Source organism: Antrihabitans cavernicola (assembly GCF_008297975.1).
In the GTDB taxonomy this organism is placed as follows: domain Bacteria; phylum Actinomycetota; class Actinomycetes; order Mycobacteriales; family Mycobacteriaceae; genus Antrihabitans; species Antrihabitans cavernicola.
Genome location: NZ_VLNY01000002.1, coordinates 66,266 through 81,892, shown reverse-complemented (window position 1 = coordinate 81,892; position 15,627 = coordinate 66,266). Strand labels below are relative to the sequence as shown.

Here is a 15,627-nt window from a genome sequence, read left to right as displayed (position 1 = left end):
GTCACAAGGAGATCGAGATATGTAACTCGATACCCCCATCGGGATGCAGAATCTCGATTTCCTCAGCGAATGCGCGATTGATTTCACCCGAATCCGCAGCGCCGTGGACTTGTGCCCAAACGTCCTCAACCGGGTCCGAGTATTCGCCAATGGGCCGGAAGATCGCATATATTCCTTTAGGGGATCTAGCAAATACGTCCCCAATCGGAATTTCAGAATGATAATCGTAGGCAAAACAAACCAGTGCATTGTTTTGCCCAGATGGATCGGGGATGTAGATGGTATAGATATCTTCGGCGGCCTGCCGATCCCGGTCCCGCAAGCGGCCCTTCAGGAACTCCACGAGATCGCTGCCGCTCGTCTTGAAGCCCGGTAGCACGCGGGGTATGACGAGCCCACCGAAAATCTGCGCTTCCCGGACGACTATCTCGTGCGTCATGTCGAACTCGAGGGTTCGGATTCGATAGCTAGGAACATCTCGATCCCATACGCGTGCGGATAACACTCGAAGTCACCCAAGAAAGATCTCTTGATCTGACCGTGTTCTTCGGCATACGTGATCTGAGTCCACAGGTCGGTCATAACGTTCGGGAACTCGCCGACTGCGGAAAAAACTGCATACCGACCCCGCGGTACGCGAGCGACAATATGGCCGCGAGTTACCTCGTCGAGCGACGAGCATTGGTAGCCCACGATCTGCGTGTTGTACGTGTAGAGGTCGGGAGCGAAATCCGTATAGATCGACGCCAGGGGACCGCCGATTTGTTGTTTCAAAACCGCAGACCATGCTTCTTCGAGCGCGAGATCCCGTAGCCGCCCGAGCGCACGTTTCGGGCTCCGCACAGGTAGCCCTGCAACCCAAGTTTCGTCACGTTCGACGATTTGAAACTGCATCGGGGCTCTTTCGAAAGTAGTGACAAGCAATCCCTGTCAAAGATGGCAAGGTGCCCAATCCTACCAACGCGCGGAGCCAGTTTGCCTGCGAACTGAATTGGCCGAATGCCGGTCAGACGACCAGCTTTACGCTTTCGACAGAAGCCGAGTAATGGTGGAGCTGAGGGGAATCGAACCCCTGACCTCTTCGATGCGAACGAAGCGCGCTACCAACTGCGCCACAGCCCCGTGCGGTTTCTTCGACCGCGCTGCGCAACTTTAGCAGTACACCCGACGCCGCTACGAATCGAGGTCTGTCCGTCGGCCGCAGCCACTCATCACTCCCCCGCAGCCCGCCGAATATGGAGTTCGCTTCCGGGATCGGAAGCGTCGTCGGCCGCGTGGACGTCATGGTGATCGAGGTGGTCGAACACCGGATCTTCGTCGTCGACTTCGAGGACTACCGCTCCTGGCCGGCGCAGCCGGGCAGGCACCAACTTGAGCTCGTCGTCCGATCGTGACTCGACACCCAGGCGGGCCCGACTCAACCGCGCCATTCGGCGGCGACGGATGTCCTCCTCCATCCGAACCTGCTTGCGGAGGTAACTCAGGTATCCGACCAGAACCATCGCGGCCAGGCCACATACCCACCACATCGTCGACGAGATCACCACGGCCAGTGCAGCTGTCAGAATCGTCGCCAGCACAAGACCAAGCACGGCCCGCTGACGGAATGCGTATCGCTCTGCCCGTGCGATGGCGTCGGCTTCGGGATCGAAACCGCCGCGACCCCGCCGGACCGGCGGGCGCTCGGTCGGCGCCTCGTCACGTTCCGCGACCGCGATACGTTCGCGTGGCGCTTCCGTCTCCGCCGTCTCGGTGGATTCTTCTTCGGCGTCAGTATCCATCAGGTCCTCCGCGTCAGTGCCTGGGTCCTCGGAACGTGCAACTACCCGCGACCGTTGTGGGCGAGGCAGCCAGTTCGGATCACTTTCATGCCCGGACGCTGGGCCGCGATCCGTCCGGCGCTTCGATCCGCCGCGGTGCAAAACCCGCGTCGCCAGCGCAGCATCGGTGGTCTGCCGTATGCGAGGGTGCTTGTCCGCCAACATAGGAAAGAGCACGAAGAGCCACAGCGCAACCAAGCCGATCCATAAGAACGAATTCGGCATTGCGCCTAGCACCTCCTACCCGTCGACCGGTGCGAACGACACCCCTGACGAGCTCAAGGCTAGTGCGATCAGGTCGGCGGACCCTGCAGACTCGCCGGGCCGAACTACACACGTGTCACTCCAGTCACACGCGGACAGTGCCGCCTACGACCACGTCGCCTTCCCTGTCCTGACCAGCCTGTCGGTGATGGTTCCTGCAACCTCTTCGACTGTTATGCCGACCAGCAGATGGTCTCGCCAAGCCCCGTCGACGTCGAGGTAGCGCTTCAGTACGCCCTCTTCGCGAAAGCCGACATTGCGCAGAACCGCTTGGCTTGCAAGGTTTTCCGGACGCACGGTCGCCTCGACCCGGTGCAGGCCGACCGGGCCGAAGCAGTGGTCGAGGCCCAGCGCCAGCGCCGCCGTCGCGACACCCTGCCCGCCGAGATCCTTTGCGACCCAATAGCCGATCCACGCCGAGCGCAACGCACCACGAACGATGTTGCCGACGGTGATCTGACCTGCGAACTCACCATCGAGCTCGATCACCATCGGAAGCATGTGTCCCTTGCGGGCTTCCGATTTCAGACTCGACCACAGCCCCGGCCAGTTCGCGGCCTGGTGGCGGGCTTCCCACTGCCCGGTCCCCGTGGGTTCCCACGGCTGCAGGTGATCGCGGTCGCGAGTCCGGATTCGGCTCCACGCGCCGGCATCGCGCAGCCGGATCGGGCGCAGCGACACCTGGCCTGCCGCGACCCGCAACGGACCGAGATCCGCAGGCCAGCCCGGATGGTTGGTCCACTTGAGCGCGTTGGTCGTCATCTCAACCGCGCTGAGCGAGAAACGCGACGTCCACCTCGTCGCCGGTACGCACATCCGTCACATCGGGGTCGATCACGACCAGGCAGTTCGCTTCGGCAAGCGTCGCAAGCAGATGCGACGACGCACCCGGCGCACCGCCTAGTGCCTGCACCAGGTACTCACCTGTCGATTCGTCGCGCATCAGTTGGGCGCGCAGAAATCCCTTGCGGCCCTCGATCGAGGTGATCGGCGCCAGTGTGCGCGCCTTGACGATCCGGCGCATGGGCTGGCGGCGCCCCAAGGTGATCCGGATCAGCGGTCGAATCATCACTTCGAACACCACGAGCGCACTCACCGGATTCGACGGCAGCAGGAACGTCGGCACTTCGTCGCGTCCGAGCCTGCCGAAACCCTGCACGGACCCGGGATGCATTGCGACACGGTCTACTTCGATGACGCCGAGATCGGAAAGCGCGTCACGTACTTGCTCCGACGCACCCCCGCCGACCGCGCCCGCGATCACGACCACCTCGGACCGGATCAGCTGACCTTCGACCACCTCGCGCAACCTGCGCAGATCTCCCCCGACGATCCCGACCCGATTCACGTCCGCCCCCGCATCACGCGCGGCAGCGGCAAGCGCATACGAGTTCACGTCGTAGACCTGTCCCGCACCGGGCGTGCGATCGATGTCGACCAGCTCGCCGCCGACCGAGATCACCGACAGCCGCGGTTGCGGATGGACCAGCACCTTGTTGCGACCGACGGCGGCCAGCAGACCCACCTGCGCCGAGCCGATGATCGTCCCCGATCGCACCGCGACATCACCCGGTTGCACGTCGTCGCCGATGCGCCGAACGTAGTCGCCCGAGCGAACCGGCTTGTATACCTTGACCTTCGCTCGGCCACCGTCGGTGCGATCCAGGGGTAGGACCGCGTCGGCCAGCGTCGGCAGCGGTGCGCCCGTATCGACGCGCACGGTCTGACGAGGTTGCAGCCGCGTCGGTGTGCGCGAACCGGCGACCACCTCGCCGACCACCGGCAACGTCAGCTCGATGGGTTCGCCTTCTTCGTCGCGCACATCGGTGCCCGCATCGGCAACGTCCACGCTGCGGACTGCATAGCCGTCGATCGCGGCCTGATCGAACCCGGGGAGCGGACGCTCGGTGACCACGTCTTCGGCGCACAACAGACCTTGCGCTTCCGAAATCGCGACCCGGACCGGCCGCGGCGCCACCGCCGCAGCAGTCACCCTGGTCTGCTGGTCCTCAACCGAGCGCATCTATCCCTTTCCGTTCTCGCACTGGGGCCCGATCCCGCACAGGCCCGATCCCACAGCGGGGGACTACTCCGCATTGGTGAGCTGAGGAGCCCATTCCCCACTCAGCCTGTGTGTCAGCCATTCTCGCAACGACGGACCGTACTCTTCACTGTCCAGCGCAAAGTCAACCGCAGCTCGAAGGTAGCCACCGGGATTTCCGAGGTCGTGTCGCGAGCCGCGATGAACGACGACGTGCACCGGATGGCCCTCCGAGATCAGCAGCGCGATCGCATCGGTGAGCTGAAGCTCGCCACCCGCCCCTGGTGTGATGCGACGCAGCGCATCGAAAATTGCCCGGTCGAGCAGGTAGCGACCGGCGGCCGCGAACGTGGACGGCGCATCTTCGACGGCAGGCTTCTCCACCATGCCGAGAACCTTCAGGACGTTCGGGTTCGCCGCATCCGGAACGGTCTCCACCTCGAACACGCCGTACGAGCTGACCTGATCCTTCGGGACATCGATGGCGCACAAGACACTGCCACCACGCTTGCGCCGCACACGCGACATCACGTCGAGCACTCCGCGGGGCAGCACCAGGTCGTCGGGCAGCAGCACGGCCAGCGCATCTTCGTCGTCGTCGAGCACCTGCTCGGCCTGCAGAACCGCGTGGCCGAGACCGAGAGGCTCGTCCTGCACCACGGACTCCACCTGCAGCAGGCCCTGCGCTTTGCGAACCTTCGCCAGCAGTTTGTGCTTGCCGCTTGCCTCGAGCTTGCTCTCCAGGACCAGGTCTTCGACGAAATGCGCGACGACGCCGTCCTTACCTGGTGACGTCACGATCACCAGTCGGTCGGCGCCCGAATCGGCGGCCTCGCCCGCGACGAGCTCGATGCCCGGTGTGTCGACGACCGGCAGCAGCTCCTTCGGGACCGTCTTGGTTGCCGGAAGGAAGCGGGTCCCCAGACCGGCAGCCGGAACAACGGCAGTTCGGAAGCACTTCGGGAGATCGACCCCAGCCTCTGTCATAACCCACACCCTATCCATCAACAGTCCCGACGCATGTCGGCACAGAGCCTAAAGTCATCCAGGTGCAAGCGCCCGGCGAGAACGACGACGTGCAGCGCATGTCGAAGCAGGAATGGCGGCGTCACATCCTTGCCGCGCGTTCGACGGTGTCGGCCGCGGAGCATGCTGCCGACGCCCACGAACTCGGCGTTGCTGCGCGAGATCTGGTGACCCCAGGAAGCACAGTGTGCGCGTACATGCCGATCGGTACGGAACCCGGGTCACCCCAACTGCTCGAGCTCCTGATCCAGGCCGGTGCCAGGGTGTTGCTCCCGATCGCCCGGGATCCCGGTCCGCTGAGCTGGGCGGAGTTCACCGCGACCGACAACTTGATTCCTGCGCGGTTCGGTCTCCGCGAACCGGACGGCCCGGTGTTCGCTCCCGCCGAGATTCGGACGGCAGCGAACGTGCTGGTACCCGCTCTAGCCGTCGATCGCCGCGGCGTCCGACTTGGGCGTGGCGCAGGCTTCTACGACCGCACGCTGTCCCTTGCCGATCCCGAGACTCGCCTGATCGCAGTGGTGAGAGACACAGAGCTGGTCGCCGAATTGCCTGAGGAGGCCCACGACGCGAGAATGGGCTGGTCGCTGACACCGCGCGGTGGTCTCGCTGCGCTGGGTTGAAAGTTTCTGGCAGGGAATTTCCTGCGCAATAGCGACGTTGGCACTGTCACCTGTAGAGTGCTAACACTGCGTGCGACGAACACGGCGGTGAGAAGACCGAAGCGGAGGATCTGTGCCTACTTACTCGTACGCGTGTACCGAGTGTGACAACCGGTTCGACATCGTCCAGTCGTTCTCCGACGACACGCTGACCGTGTGCCCGGAGTGCTCCGGCAAGTTGCGCAAGCTCTTCAACTCCGTCGGCATCGTCTTCAAGGGCAGCGGTTTCTACCGCACCGACAGCCGCGCAGGATCCACCGCGAGCGAAGCTGCCGGCGAGAAGTCGACGACGGACAAGCCCAAGTCGGATGCTCCCGCAACAGCGAAAAAAGAAAAATCTGATTCGACGGCCTCGAGCGCCGGCGCGCCCGCGACCAAACAGGCCGTAGCCAGCTGATTCGCTGGTTATCCACAGGACTTCGTCTATCCACAGCAGGGCCGTCACGGGCCCTACTCGGCGTCGGCACGGCCTTACTGTTCGCCCATGGACCGACGCGCGCCCCATCGCTCACTCTCGCCCACTCTGATTCACCGCATCACCGTGCTGTCGCGGCCCGCGTGGGCTCGCACGATCATCGCGCGGCGGGTCGCCGCTGCCGCCCTCGTCGCTCTTGCTGTTGCTCTGTTCTTCCGCGGTGACCCTCGATCGCAGTTGACGCCCACCGTCGTCGCCGCGCACGATCTGCAACCCGGCCGGATCGTCACGGCCGACGATATTCGCATCGCCGAGTACAGCTCGGGCATCCACCCGGAGGGTGCAGCGTCGTCGATGGACGCGGTTGTCGGCAAGACCGTCGCAGGCGCCACCCGGCGCGGCGAGCCCATCACCGATGCCCGGGTACTGGGCCCACGACTCGCCGCGGTATCCGTCGGGACGACCGAATCGCGCGTGGTCCCGCTCCGATTGGCCGACGCAGGGGTTGCCGAATTGTTGCGCGAAGGCGACAGAGTGGACATTTTCACCGCAGCCGAACACGCGGACCCGGCAGCGCCGAACGGTCCGACCATGATCGCCGCGGACGCGGCCGTCGTTCTCGTTTCGCCGACCGACAGCGGTCGCGGAGCCAAGGAGCGAGTCGTGATGGTGGCCCTACCCACCGGCGATGCCGGAAAGGTTGCCGCTGCCTCTCTGACGAGCGCTCTGACCGTCACCTTCCACTGAAACAATCAACGCGGACATCGCTATCCACCCTGTCGCGCTATAACTCGCCGGAAGTTAGCCCAGTCCATTACGATCCTCAATGCGTGGCTGACATCACAGCTGACACATGAGGGAGAATTTCAGATGCTCAAGGGTTTCAAAGAGTTCCTGCTTCGGGGCAACGTCATCGATCTGGCCATAGCGGTCGTCATCGGTACAGCGTTCGTCGCCATCGTCAAAGCCTTCAGTGACAACATCATCGATCCACTGATCGCTGCCATCGGAGGCTCGGGGTCCATCGGCCTCGGGTTCCAGCTCATCAGTGACAACCCGAAGACATTCGTCGATATCGGCGCTGTCATCACCGCTGCTATCAACTTCGCGCTGATCGCGGCCGTTGTCTACTTCGCGCTGGTTGTACCGGTTGCAGCCATGAACAAGCGTCGCAAGACCGCGGGCGAAGAAACCCTCAGCGACACCGATCTCCTCACCGAGATCCGCGACCTGCTCGCCGCAGGCGCAAACACATGTCGCCACGGCTCCTGAGCTAGACGGCCGAAACGACGTGTGCCCCGGACCTTTCGGCCGGGGCACACGTCGTTATCGATGAAGCTGTGCGATCAGTTGGTCGCGATCGGGCCGTAGGTGGTGACCGAGTCGCCGGCACCGCTGGTGACCGTCACGTACGGACGGATGTTCGTCGGTCCGAGAACGCCCGTGACGGTGCCGTGGAATGCGGAGAGCGCAATGTCACCCTCGGCGCCCGAGGTGGAACCCGAGGTGGCCGGAACGTCGACGATGCCGGGGCCGAAGCCGACGGACAGGTCCCCACCGATCGTCGGGAGGATGTTGGTGAAATCAGCCGTCGGAACGCCGGTGTTGCCGACAATGTCGACCTCCAGCTGCGGTGTCTGGTAGTTGACCGTGATGTGCCCGCTGAGGGTGGCCGGATAGCCGATCTGGTAGCCGATGGCGACCTTGCCGCTCCAGCTGTCGGCCTTCGGGCCGGTGACCTTGTAGCCCGCGCGACCGTTGTGGAAGAACTCACGGGTCAGCGGGTTGCCATCGAGCGGCGGCACAAAGTTGATGTGCGTGTCCGAGATGATCGCCGCGATGGTGTTGCCGTCGTGGTCGACAACGCTGTTCTGGCTGTCGACGACTGCCGATGCCGAGCCGCTGGTAGCAACTGCCAGGCCGACCGCTGCGACAGACGCGAGCGCCAAGGCGCGAGCGGTGCCCAATCCACGGTTACGCCGTGGCGTACGAATATCCGTCATCAACCCTCATCCATTCATTTCGTAGCCGACACTGCTCGGTCGGCACCTTGCCTCGACCATCGAGACCAGGGAGTGGTCCCTTGGGGCCCAGCGGAAGTATTTCGACGTTTGATTACGTGGATGTTACCTCACGCAAACTCGCTGCTAACTCCTGCTAGCGGCAAAATCCTCGGACTCGATTTCACCTAGGCGAGTGCGCGACGCTGCGCCCTGCCCCCTAGTTCCAGTACTGACTCGAACTGGACACTAACGGTCAGATAACGACGAGGCAACGCGACGGCGTTGTGGGCTCGATGTGATCTACGTCACAGTGTAGGGGGCCAGGATTTATGCTGGCAACGATTCTAAATACAGGTAATTCACATCACGCCATTGACCTGCGAGTTCATCTGGAATACACGTGCGAGACAGGAAGTGCTGAGCGCCAGCTTGCGGCAGACCGAAATATTTCCTAGCCGTGGTGCGGCGGAACCTGCTGCCGGATCCAGTCGTCGGAGGCGTCTTGTCCGATTCCGTCATCCGCGGCGCGCTCGTCGCCGGTCGTCTCCGGCAACACGTTTCCGAAGACCCGATCCAGCCGTGCCCGATCGACCGGGGCGCGTTCTGCGCTATCCCGGTCGATCGGTTGGTCGGTGTCGGAAATTGCTACTCCGCGATCCCGGAAAGCTCGCCGATGACGTGTCCGGCAAGCGGCGTCAGGGTCGCCATGCCGTCGCGGATCGCGGCGCGCGAGCTCGCGAGATTCACCACCAGTGTGCTGCCGGAGACTCCGACGAGGCCGCGTGAGAGGCCGGCGTCCAGTGCGCCTGCGGCGAGTCCGGAGGATCGCAGCGCCTCACTGATGCCGAGGAGCTCCCGATCCAGCACGTCCTCGGTGGCATCCGGCGTGACGTCGCGCGGCGAGACGCCGGTGCCGCCGACAGAGATGACCAGGTCGACACCACCGATCACAGCGGTGTTCAGGGCGTTCCGAATTTCGACTTCGTCGGCAGAGACGATCACCGTGGCGTCGACGAGGAAGCCTGCCTCGTTGAGCAGCTCGGTGACCAACGGTCCCGTCGAATCGGTGCCGGCTCCGTGAGCAGTCCGGTCGTCAACGATGACAACGAGCGCGCGGCCCGCAACTGGGGCGTCGATTTCCATGGTGCTCACCGTAGTGCCCAGGCCGCCGGCCGGTGCGAACTGCCCAGCCTCGACCTGCCCTGAAATCGGGAACAGCGCACGCGTTCGTGAGGTCGGCATCAGCGACCGCCGTTCAGCGGCGGCAGCAGACCACCCGGCAAGCCTCCGCCGTTCGAGCCACCGCCGTTCGGATCCGCCCCGTTCTGGTCGGCGCCGGGCTGCGTGTCGGTGGTGGCCGGAGCGTCGGTCAGCGTGACTTCGGTCGTCTTCGGGTTCTTGCCCTGCGCATCGGTGTAGGTGACCTGCACCTTGTCACCGGGTGCGTGCGAGCGAACTGCTGCGATCAGGGCATCGCCGGTATCGATGATCCGGTCGTCGACCTTGGTGATGACGGCACCCTTGGGGATCCCAGCCTTCTCGGCTGGGCTTCCCGCAGTCACATCGCTGACGGTTGCGCCGTTGGCATCGTCCTGCGACGGCACCTGGATGCCGATCAGGGCGTGGGTGGCCTTACCGGTCTTGGTGAGTTCGTCGGCGACCCGGCGTGCCTGGTCGACAGGAATGGCGAACCCGAGTCCGATCGAGCCGCCCTGCTGCCCAGCCGACTGCTGTCCGCCAAGGCTTGCGATGGCGGTGTTGATGCCGATCAGCTTGCCGTTCATGTCGACGAGCGCGCCGCCGGAGTTTCCGGGGTTGATGGCGGCGTCCGTCTGGATCGCGTCGATGACCGTGTTCTGGTTGCCCGAGTCACCACTGGTGGAGACCGGACGGTTGAGCGAGGAGACGATGCCCGACGTGACGGTGCCTGCCAATCCGAGCGGCGAACCGACCGCGACCACCTGCTGGCCGACCTGCACGCCGTTGGAACTACCGAGCTCGATCGGAGTGAGACCGGATTTGCCGTCCGCCTTGATGACAGCGATGTCGGAAACCGGATCGGCGCCGACGACGGAAGCATTGGCGGTGGACCCGTCGGCAAAGGCGACAGTGAGCTTGCCGTTGGGACCTGCGCCGGTGGCGACATGGTTGTTGGTGAGGATCAGGCCATCCGACGACAAGACGACGCCGGAACCCTCCCCCTCTTCTCTGCTCCCGACCACCTTGATCATCACGACGCTCGGCAACACCTTGCCTGCGACCGCCTGCACCGATCCGGCAGGTGCGTTGATGGCGGGATTGGCGTTCGGTATCGGCTGGTTCAGCGCGTTGTTCACGCTGCCCGAGCTGCCGTTGGAATCCGAGTGGGTGGACATCGCGCCGACCGCACCGCCGACGCCACCACTCACCAGCGCGAGCGCCACAGCACCCGCGACCAGTCCGGTCCTGCCGCGCTTCGGCTTCGGCTGTTCGTGGACCGGATGCTGCTGGGGGGCGGCCAGGTGCTCGGTCGGCTGGTACGGCGATCGGTAGGCACCCTGCTCTGTGTTTTGGCCGAACTGCGCGGCCTGGCCGAACTGCGCGGTGGGGTATCCGCTCGGCTGCTGGTAGGCCCCGAACTGCTGCGTGTTGCCTTGGTACCCGGCGGGCGGCTGCTGTCCGCCCTGGTGCGGCGGATACGCGCCCTGGCCCTGCTGTGGCGGAGTCGGCGGCTGGTTACCGGTCTGCTGAGGTGTGGTGTTGTCCTGCGGGACGTTGTCCCCCGTGCGATCGTCCGTCATCGTTTTCCCGTTCGTCCTTCCGCCGCGTGGCGGGTGTTGAACCCACTTGCTTACTGACCACCATGTCCGACGCGGCTGAGAGCGGACTGAGACGGCGATATCAGTTTGCCGAGACCTTTCCCGATTACGAGAGAGTGCCGGGCTCTTCGGGATCCAGCGACGGCACCGCCTCGCCCGGCAGCACGATCCGTATCGATGCACCACCGGTCGCCGATCTGTCGACGGCAATGGTGCCGCCGTGCTTGGTCACCACCTGCCGCACGATCGCCAAGCCCAGTCCGGAGCCGGGCATCGACCGCGACGCCATGGTCCGATAGAAGCGTTCGAACACAAGATCGCGCTCGTTGTCCGGGATACCCGGCCCCGAATCGTCCACCGTCAATTGCAGTAAGCCGTCACCGATCTGACGCATGTCGACAAACACGCGCCCGCCGGTCGGACTCCACTTGGCTGCGTTGTCCAGCACGTTGAGAACCGCGCGCTGCAATCCTGCCTCGTGGCCGTAGACGAACCACGGTTGCAGTTGGGCGACGAACTCCACTTCGGTCCGCCTGCGCCGCGCCCGCTCCAACGCGCGCTCGGCGACGTCGCCCAGATCGACACGCTCGTAGACGGTTTCGGGTGCGTCTTCGCGAGCAAGGTCGACCAGATCGCCGACCAGGGTGGACAGCTCTTCGATCTGAGCGATCACATCCTGACGCAGCTCGGCCATGTCTTCGTCCGGAATGCTCGGTGCGCCAGGACGACTGGACGCGATCAGCAACTCCATGTTGGTGCGCAACGACGTCAACGGCGTCCGCAGCTCGTGCCCGGCATCGGCTACCAACCGACTCTGCCGGTCGCGCGACTCCGACAGCGCCCGCAGCATCGTGTTGAAACTCTCTGTCAGCCTTGCGAGTTCGTCGTTTCCTGTCACCGGGATCGGAGTCAGGTCGTCGGCGCGCGCAACTCGTTCCGTCGCAGCCGTCAGTCTCGCGATGGGGCGAAGCCCGGTGCGCCCCACCGCCGTACCCGCAACAGCGGCGAGCACGACGCCGCATCCGCCGACGACGAACAGTACCCAGGCCAGTCGATCCAGCACGGTTCCCGTCGGTGCCAGTCGCTGCGAAATCACCACGGTGCTACCCGTGTTGGCACGCTGCGTCAGGACCCGCTGGTTGTCCACCGTGTGCAACGAATAGTCGCTGTCGCCTTTGGCTACAGCAAGCTCTTCGGGCCCGATCGGCGTGTGCGAGCCCGGCGGCATGTAGACCTTGAGGTCCGGAAAGATCAGGGCGACGCTGATGTCCTTGGAATAGAACGTCGCAACGGTGATGTAACGGAAGTCGAACGAATCGACGTTGTTGTCGATCAGTGTCGACGCCCGGTTGCGCAGCTGTGAATCCACATCTGCGTAGAGCGCCCGCGACACAACGGCATACGCGGCCATCGCCATCACGGCAACCGCGATCGCCACCACCGACGCGGCAAGCAACGTGACGCGCCAGCGCAGCGACACCGATCGCGTCAACGGCATCGGTGGCCGCATCTCGGGTGGATTCTTCGACTTGGACTGCGGTACCGCATCGATGGGACCGCGAACGATCGGACCCGTGTCGGCGGCCGACAGCTGCTGATCACCGCGCGACTCCGGTGCGGCACCCAAATGTGGAGCGAACCTCACGGAGGCGTCTCCCGTAGTACGTAACCCACCCCGCGCACAGTGTGGATCAGTCGAATCTCGCCCTCTGCCTCCGTCTTTCGGCGCAGGTAGCCGACATACACCTCGAGTGCGTTTCCGGACGTCGGGAAGTCGTAGCCCCACACTTCCTCGAGGATGCGACTTCGGGTGAGCACCCGACGCGGATTCGCCATCAACATCTCCAGCAACGAGAACTCGGTGCGCGTCAGGCTGATGGAGCGCTCACCGCGCAGCACCTCACGGGTCACCGGATCCAGTGTCAGATCGGCGAACTGCATTGCCTCGGAGTCGACACCGGCTTCCGGAACCGCGCGACGCAGCAGTGCCCGCAGGCGAGCCAGCAGCTCTTCGAGGGCAAAGGGCTTGGGTAGGTAGTCGTCTGCGCCCGCATCGAGGCCGGCAACGCGTTCGGACACCGAGTCGCGCGCCGTGAGAACGAGAATCGGCAAATCGTCGCCGGTGCTGCGGAGCCGACGGCAGACCTCGAGCCCGTCGAGTTTCGGCATCATCACGTCCAGCACCAACGCGTCCGGGCGTGCGGCCGTCGACTTTTCGAGCGCGTCGAGGCCGTCGACCGCAAGATCGACGGTGTACCCGTTGAACGTCAGCGACCGGCGAAGCGACTCACGGACAGCCCGATCGTCGTCGACCACCAATATGCGCATATCGACAGTGTGGCCTCATCGACTGAGATCTGTCTGAGAACACGCTGTCAGCGGCCTTTCCTGCTCGAATCCGACACCCGTGCCTGCGGGAGCTGCCAATGCTGCCACAGCGCAAGGCAACGCAGCCCGGTCGCCGTCAGAGCACCCACCAGAAGCGCTGCGTCGGTAGCGAGACCGAGTTGGTTGCACACGACGACGAGCACCGCGCCGAGCAAGGCAGGCAAGGCATACAGGTCACGTCGCAGCAGCATCGGGACCTCGTTGACAAGAACATCGCGTAGCACGCCACCTCCGACGGCGGCAGTGGCACCGATCATCACCGCGGCAAGCGCACCCGCCCCGTGATCGAGTGCGATCGACGCACCGGTCGCCGCGAACAACCCCATACCGCAGGCGTCGAAGAGCAGCACCGCGCGCCAGACCCGGTCGAGCTGCGCATGCACAAAGCACACGATCAGCGACATCGCCACGGGCACAGCAACGTTCGGCCACTCCACCATCGAGGTCGGCGGATGCACACCGAGCAGCAGATCGCGGATCAAGCCGCCGCCGATGCCTGTCGTGGTACCGACCACACAGATGCCGAACAGGTCGAGCCGGTTGCGCACACCGACCAGCGCGCCGGAAATCGCGAACACAGCGATACCGGCGAGGTTGAGGATCTGCAGGAACACCCGGTCAGCGTCTCACGACCGCGTGCGGGGTATCAGCCGCCTCGATGCAACAGTTCGATGCCATCGCGATCGGCGACCGCGGTGTAGCCGTTGCGCAACGCGTCGGCCACGGCCTGTTTGTCGCCGGCACTGTCCAACGGCCAGTTGGGTGGCCGCTCCACGTTGACCATGATCCAATTCGGCGTCGTGTGATCGGCGTCGCGGCGCGGGAAGATGCTGACCGAATGATCGTCGGCCAGTCGAGGCACCAGGTTGTTCGACGCACCGACGCTGTCGCCGTCCGGAATCCGGTCCGCCAACGCCTGCACGGCGGCAAGTTGACGATCCGGCTGCCACGTCTGCGCGTGCACCAGCCGGAACAGCGGCAGCGACGGCACCGACGCGATCGCGACAACCAGCACGACGCCCAGGATGGTCCGGCGCCCTCGCTGCGAGATTCCCCCGTCGCGCTTGCCGCGGACGAGAGCGTCGACGAGCGCAGCGAACAGCACGGGCATCAAAATCGCGCTGTAGTGGTAGATCGGTCCCCAGAAGTTGGAATTGTCGCTGATGAAACGCCACGCCAGCGTCGGTAGGGCGATGATCGTCGACGGCGAGCGCAACGCGGCAAAACCGGTGATGAGCAGCAACAACAGGACAGTGGACGCGCGACTGTCGCCGCCGACCACTCCGTTCCACGCAGAGTCGACGGCGCTGGTCATTCCGCCGGACGGCAGTTTGGACGCCTGACCGTACTGCCCACTGGCGCTGAACCACGGGATCAGCACCTTGACCGCCAGCACGGTCCAGCCGACGCCCCAGACTGCGGTGAGAACACCGCGGGTTCGCGTGGTGCCCGCCGTCCAGTACGCGACGAGTCCGCCGATCACCGCCACGGTCAGACCCAGATCTTCCTTCACGAACACCAGCGGCAGCGCCCACAGCATGGCCGCTGTCCAGCGTCGTTCCCCCAACGCGGTCACCGAAAATGCGAGCAAGGGGACGGCGAGAGCGATCTCGTGGAAGTCGTAGTTGACGGCCGCCTGCAAACCCCACGACAAGCAATAGCCGGTCGCAACGACCACCGCTGCGCCGGTGCCGAGACGGCGCACCGCCCACCGCGCGATGGGCACGACACCCAGCGCGAACAGCACTGCCTGCCCGATCAACAGCGTCTCAGCGCTCGGGAAGACGCGATAGAAGGGCGCAAACACCACCATCAGCGGTGAGAAGTGGTCACCGACGTGCTCGCACCGGCGCCGAGCAACGGCGCGATGGGCTGCTGCAGGTGCGCGTAGGCCTTGACCTCCTGCATGAAGATGCCCAGGTCGAAACCGCAGGTCTTCAAGTGGGCGTGGTTGCGCAGCGCGAGTGCGATGTAAAGCGGAGCCGTGAGCGCAAACGCCATGAGCGGCACCGCGATCAGCGGCTTTCGCTGCCGATCCGACACCTCGGGCGCAGATTCAGCCCGTTGGATCGTCGCAGTCACAGCAACGCAGGCTTGCAGCCGAAGCTGAGAGCCACCTTAATCGGCACTCTTGACCAGCGGTTTCGTGCCGATGCCGGATTTGTCGGGGGAGACACAGCACCGCGCGTGTGTTAGAACCGAAGATAGTT

18 protein-coding genes and 1 tRNA gene are annotated in these 15,627 nt (G+C 64.5%); 4 read left to right on the top strand and 15 right to left on the bottom strand.

The window, feature by feature from the left end; translation table 11 throughout:
* Position 1 precedes the first annotated feature (1 nt).
* The 7 genes from FOY51_RS04105 to FOY51_RS04075 form a co-directional block, all read right to left on the bottom strand.
* Positions 2-439 (bottom strand): AraC family transcriptional regulator, encoded by a 438-nt coding sequence (locus FOY51_RS04105; protein WP_149428953.1) that lies wholly within the window; start codon positions 437-439, stop codon positions 2-4.
* Positions 436-894, bottom strand: a complete 459-nt coding sequence (locus FOY51_RS04100; RefSeq protein ID WP_149428952.1) for a GyrI-like domain-containing protein — start codon at positions 892-894, stop codon at positions 436-438. The genes FOY51_RS04105 and FOY51_RS04100 overlap by 4 nt, the downstream gene beginning before the upstream one ends.
* A gap of 152 nt (positions 895-1,046) precedes the next feature.
* Positions 1,047-1,122 (bottom strand) — tRNA-Ala (locus FOY51_RS04095).
* An 89-nt stretch (positions 1,123-1,211) separates the two neighbouring features.
* Complete coding sequence (gene sepX / locus FOY51_RS04090) at positions 1,212-2,045, bottom strand: divisome protein SepX/GlpR (protein ID WP_149428951.1); 834 nt, start codon at positions 2,043-2,045, stop codon at positions 1,212-1,214.
* A gap of 144 nt (positions 2,046-2,189) precedes the next feature.
* Positions 2,190-2,846, bottom strand: coding sequence for a GNAT family N-acetyltransferase (locus FOY51_RS04085; protein WP_149428950.1), 657 nt, complete (start codon positions 2,844-2,846; stop codon positions 2,190-2,192).
* A 1-nt stretch (position 2,847) separates the two neighbouring features.
* Complete coding sequence (glp, locus tag FOY51_RS04080; RefSeq protein ID WP_149428949.1) at positions 2,848-4,107, bottom strand: molybdotransferase-like divisome protein Glp; 1,260 nt, start codon at positions 4,105-4,107, stop codon at positions 2,848-2,850.
* A gap of 63 nt (positions 4,108-4,170) precedes the next feature.
* The gene (locus FOY51_RS04075) at positions 4,171-5,112 is read right to left on the bottom strand and encodes a UTP--glucose-1-phosphate uridylyltransferase (RefSeq protein ID WP_149428948.1); all 942 of its coding nucleotides are present in this window, start codon (positions 5,110-5,112) and stop codon (positions 4,171-4,173) included.
* 89 nt (positions 5,113-5,201) lie between these two features.
* Here FOY51_RS04075 and FOY51_RS04070 point away from each other — a divergent pair, with 89 nt between their 5' ends.
* The 4 genes from FOY51_RS04070 to mscL all read left to right on the top strand — a co-directional run bounded on the left by FOY51_RS04070 (position 5,202) and on the right by mscL (position 7,500).
* On the top strand, positions 5,202-5,774 hold the full coding sequence (locus FOY51_RS04070; RefSeq protein ID WP_149429474.1) for a 5-formyltetrahydrofolate cyclo-ligase: 573 nt from the start codon (positions 5,202-5,204) through the stop codon (positions 5,772-5,774).
* 112 nt (positions 5,775-5,886) lie between these two features.
* Positions 5,887-6,210, top strand: coding sequence for an FmdB family zinc ribbon protein (locus FOY51_RS04065; RefSeq protein WP_149428947.1), 324 nt, complete (start codon positions 5,887-5,889; stop codon positions 6,208-6,210).
* Positions 6,211-6,297: 87 nt separating this feature from the next.
* Positions 6,298-6,975 carry an SAF domain-containing protein gene (locus FOY51_RS04060; protein ID WP_149428946.1) on the top strand — a complete coding sequence of 226 codons (678 nt, stop codon included), beginning with the start codon at positions 6,298-6,300 and terminating at the stop codon, positions 6,973-6,975.
* A gap of 123 nt (positions 6,976-7,098) precedes the next feature.
* On the top strand, positions 7,099-7,500 hold the full coding sequence (gene mscL, locus FOY51_RS04055; RefSeq protein ID WP_149428945.1) for a large conductance mechanosensitive channel protein MscL: 402 nt from the start codon (positions 7,099-7,101) through the stop codon (positions 7,498-7,500).
* A gap of 74 nt (positions 7,501-7,574) precedes the next feature.
* Here the strand turns inward: mscL and FOY51_RS04050 are convergent, their stop codons facing one another.
* The 8 genes from FOY51_RS04050 to FOY51_RS04010 all read right to left on the bottom strand — a co-directional run bounded on the left by FOY51_RS04050 (position 7,575) and on the right by FOY51_RS04010 (position 15,499).
* Positions 7,575-8,231, bottom strand: a complete 657-nt coding sequence (locus FOY51_RS04050; RefSeq protein WP_149428944.1) for an MspA family porin — start codon at positions 8,229-8,231, stop codon at positions 7,575-7,577.
* Positions 8,232-8,876: 645 nt separating this feature from the next.
* Entirely contained in the window at positions 8,877-9,374 is a 498-nt protein-coding gene (locus FOY51_RS04040; RefSeq protein ID WP_187776214.1) for a MogA/MoaB family molybdenum cofactor biosynthesis protein, read from the bottom strand.
* 98 nt (positions 9,375-9,472) lie between these two features.
* Positions 9,473-11,011, bottom strand: coding sequence for a S1C family serine protease (locus FOY51_RS04035; RefSeq protein ID WP_149428942.1), 1,539 nt, complete (start codon positions 11,009-11,011; stop codon positions 9,473-9,475).
* A 124-nt stretch (positions 11,012-11,135) separates the two neighbouring features.
* Entirely contained in the window at positions 11,136-12,539 is a 1,404-nt protein-coding gene (locus FOY51_RS04030) for a sensor histidine kinase (RefSeq protein WP_149429472.1), read from the bottom strand.
* Positions 12,540-12,670: 131 nt separating this feature from the next.
* Positions 12,671-13,357, bottom strand: coding sequence for a response regulator transcription factor (locus FOY51_RS04025; protein WP_149428941.1), 687 nt, complete (start codon positions 13,355-13,357; stop codon positions 12,671-12,673).
* Between the two features lie 47 nt (positions 13,358-13,404).
* A complete protein-coding gene (locus FOY51_RS04020; protein ID WP_149428940.1) occupies positions 13,405-14,031 on the bottom strand; it encodes a trimeric intracellular cation channel family protein in 627 nt (208 codons plus the stop codon).
* A gap of 32 nt (positions 14,032-14,063) precedes the next feature.
* Positions 14,064-15,230: a DUF2079 domain-containing protein gene (locus FOY51_RS04015; RefSeq protein ID WP_149428939.1), complete on the bottom strand. Its 1,167-nt coding sequence runs from the start codon at positions 15,228-15,230 to the stop codon at positions 14,064-14,066.
* Positions 15,230-15,499: a hypothetical protein gene (locus FOY51_RS04010; RefSeq protein WP_149428938.1), complete on the bottom strand. Its 270-nt coding sequence runs from the start codon at positions 15,497-15,499 to the stop codon at positions 15,230-15,232. The genes FOY51_RS04015 and FOY51_RS04010 overlap by 1 nt, the downstream gene beginning before the upstream one ends.
* Between the last annotated feature and the right edge of the window lie 128 nt (positions 15,500-15,627).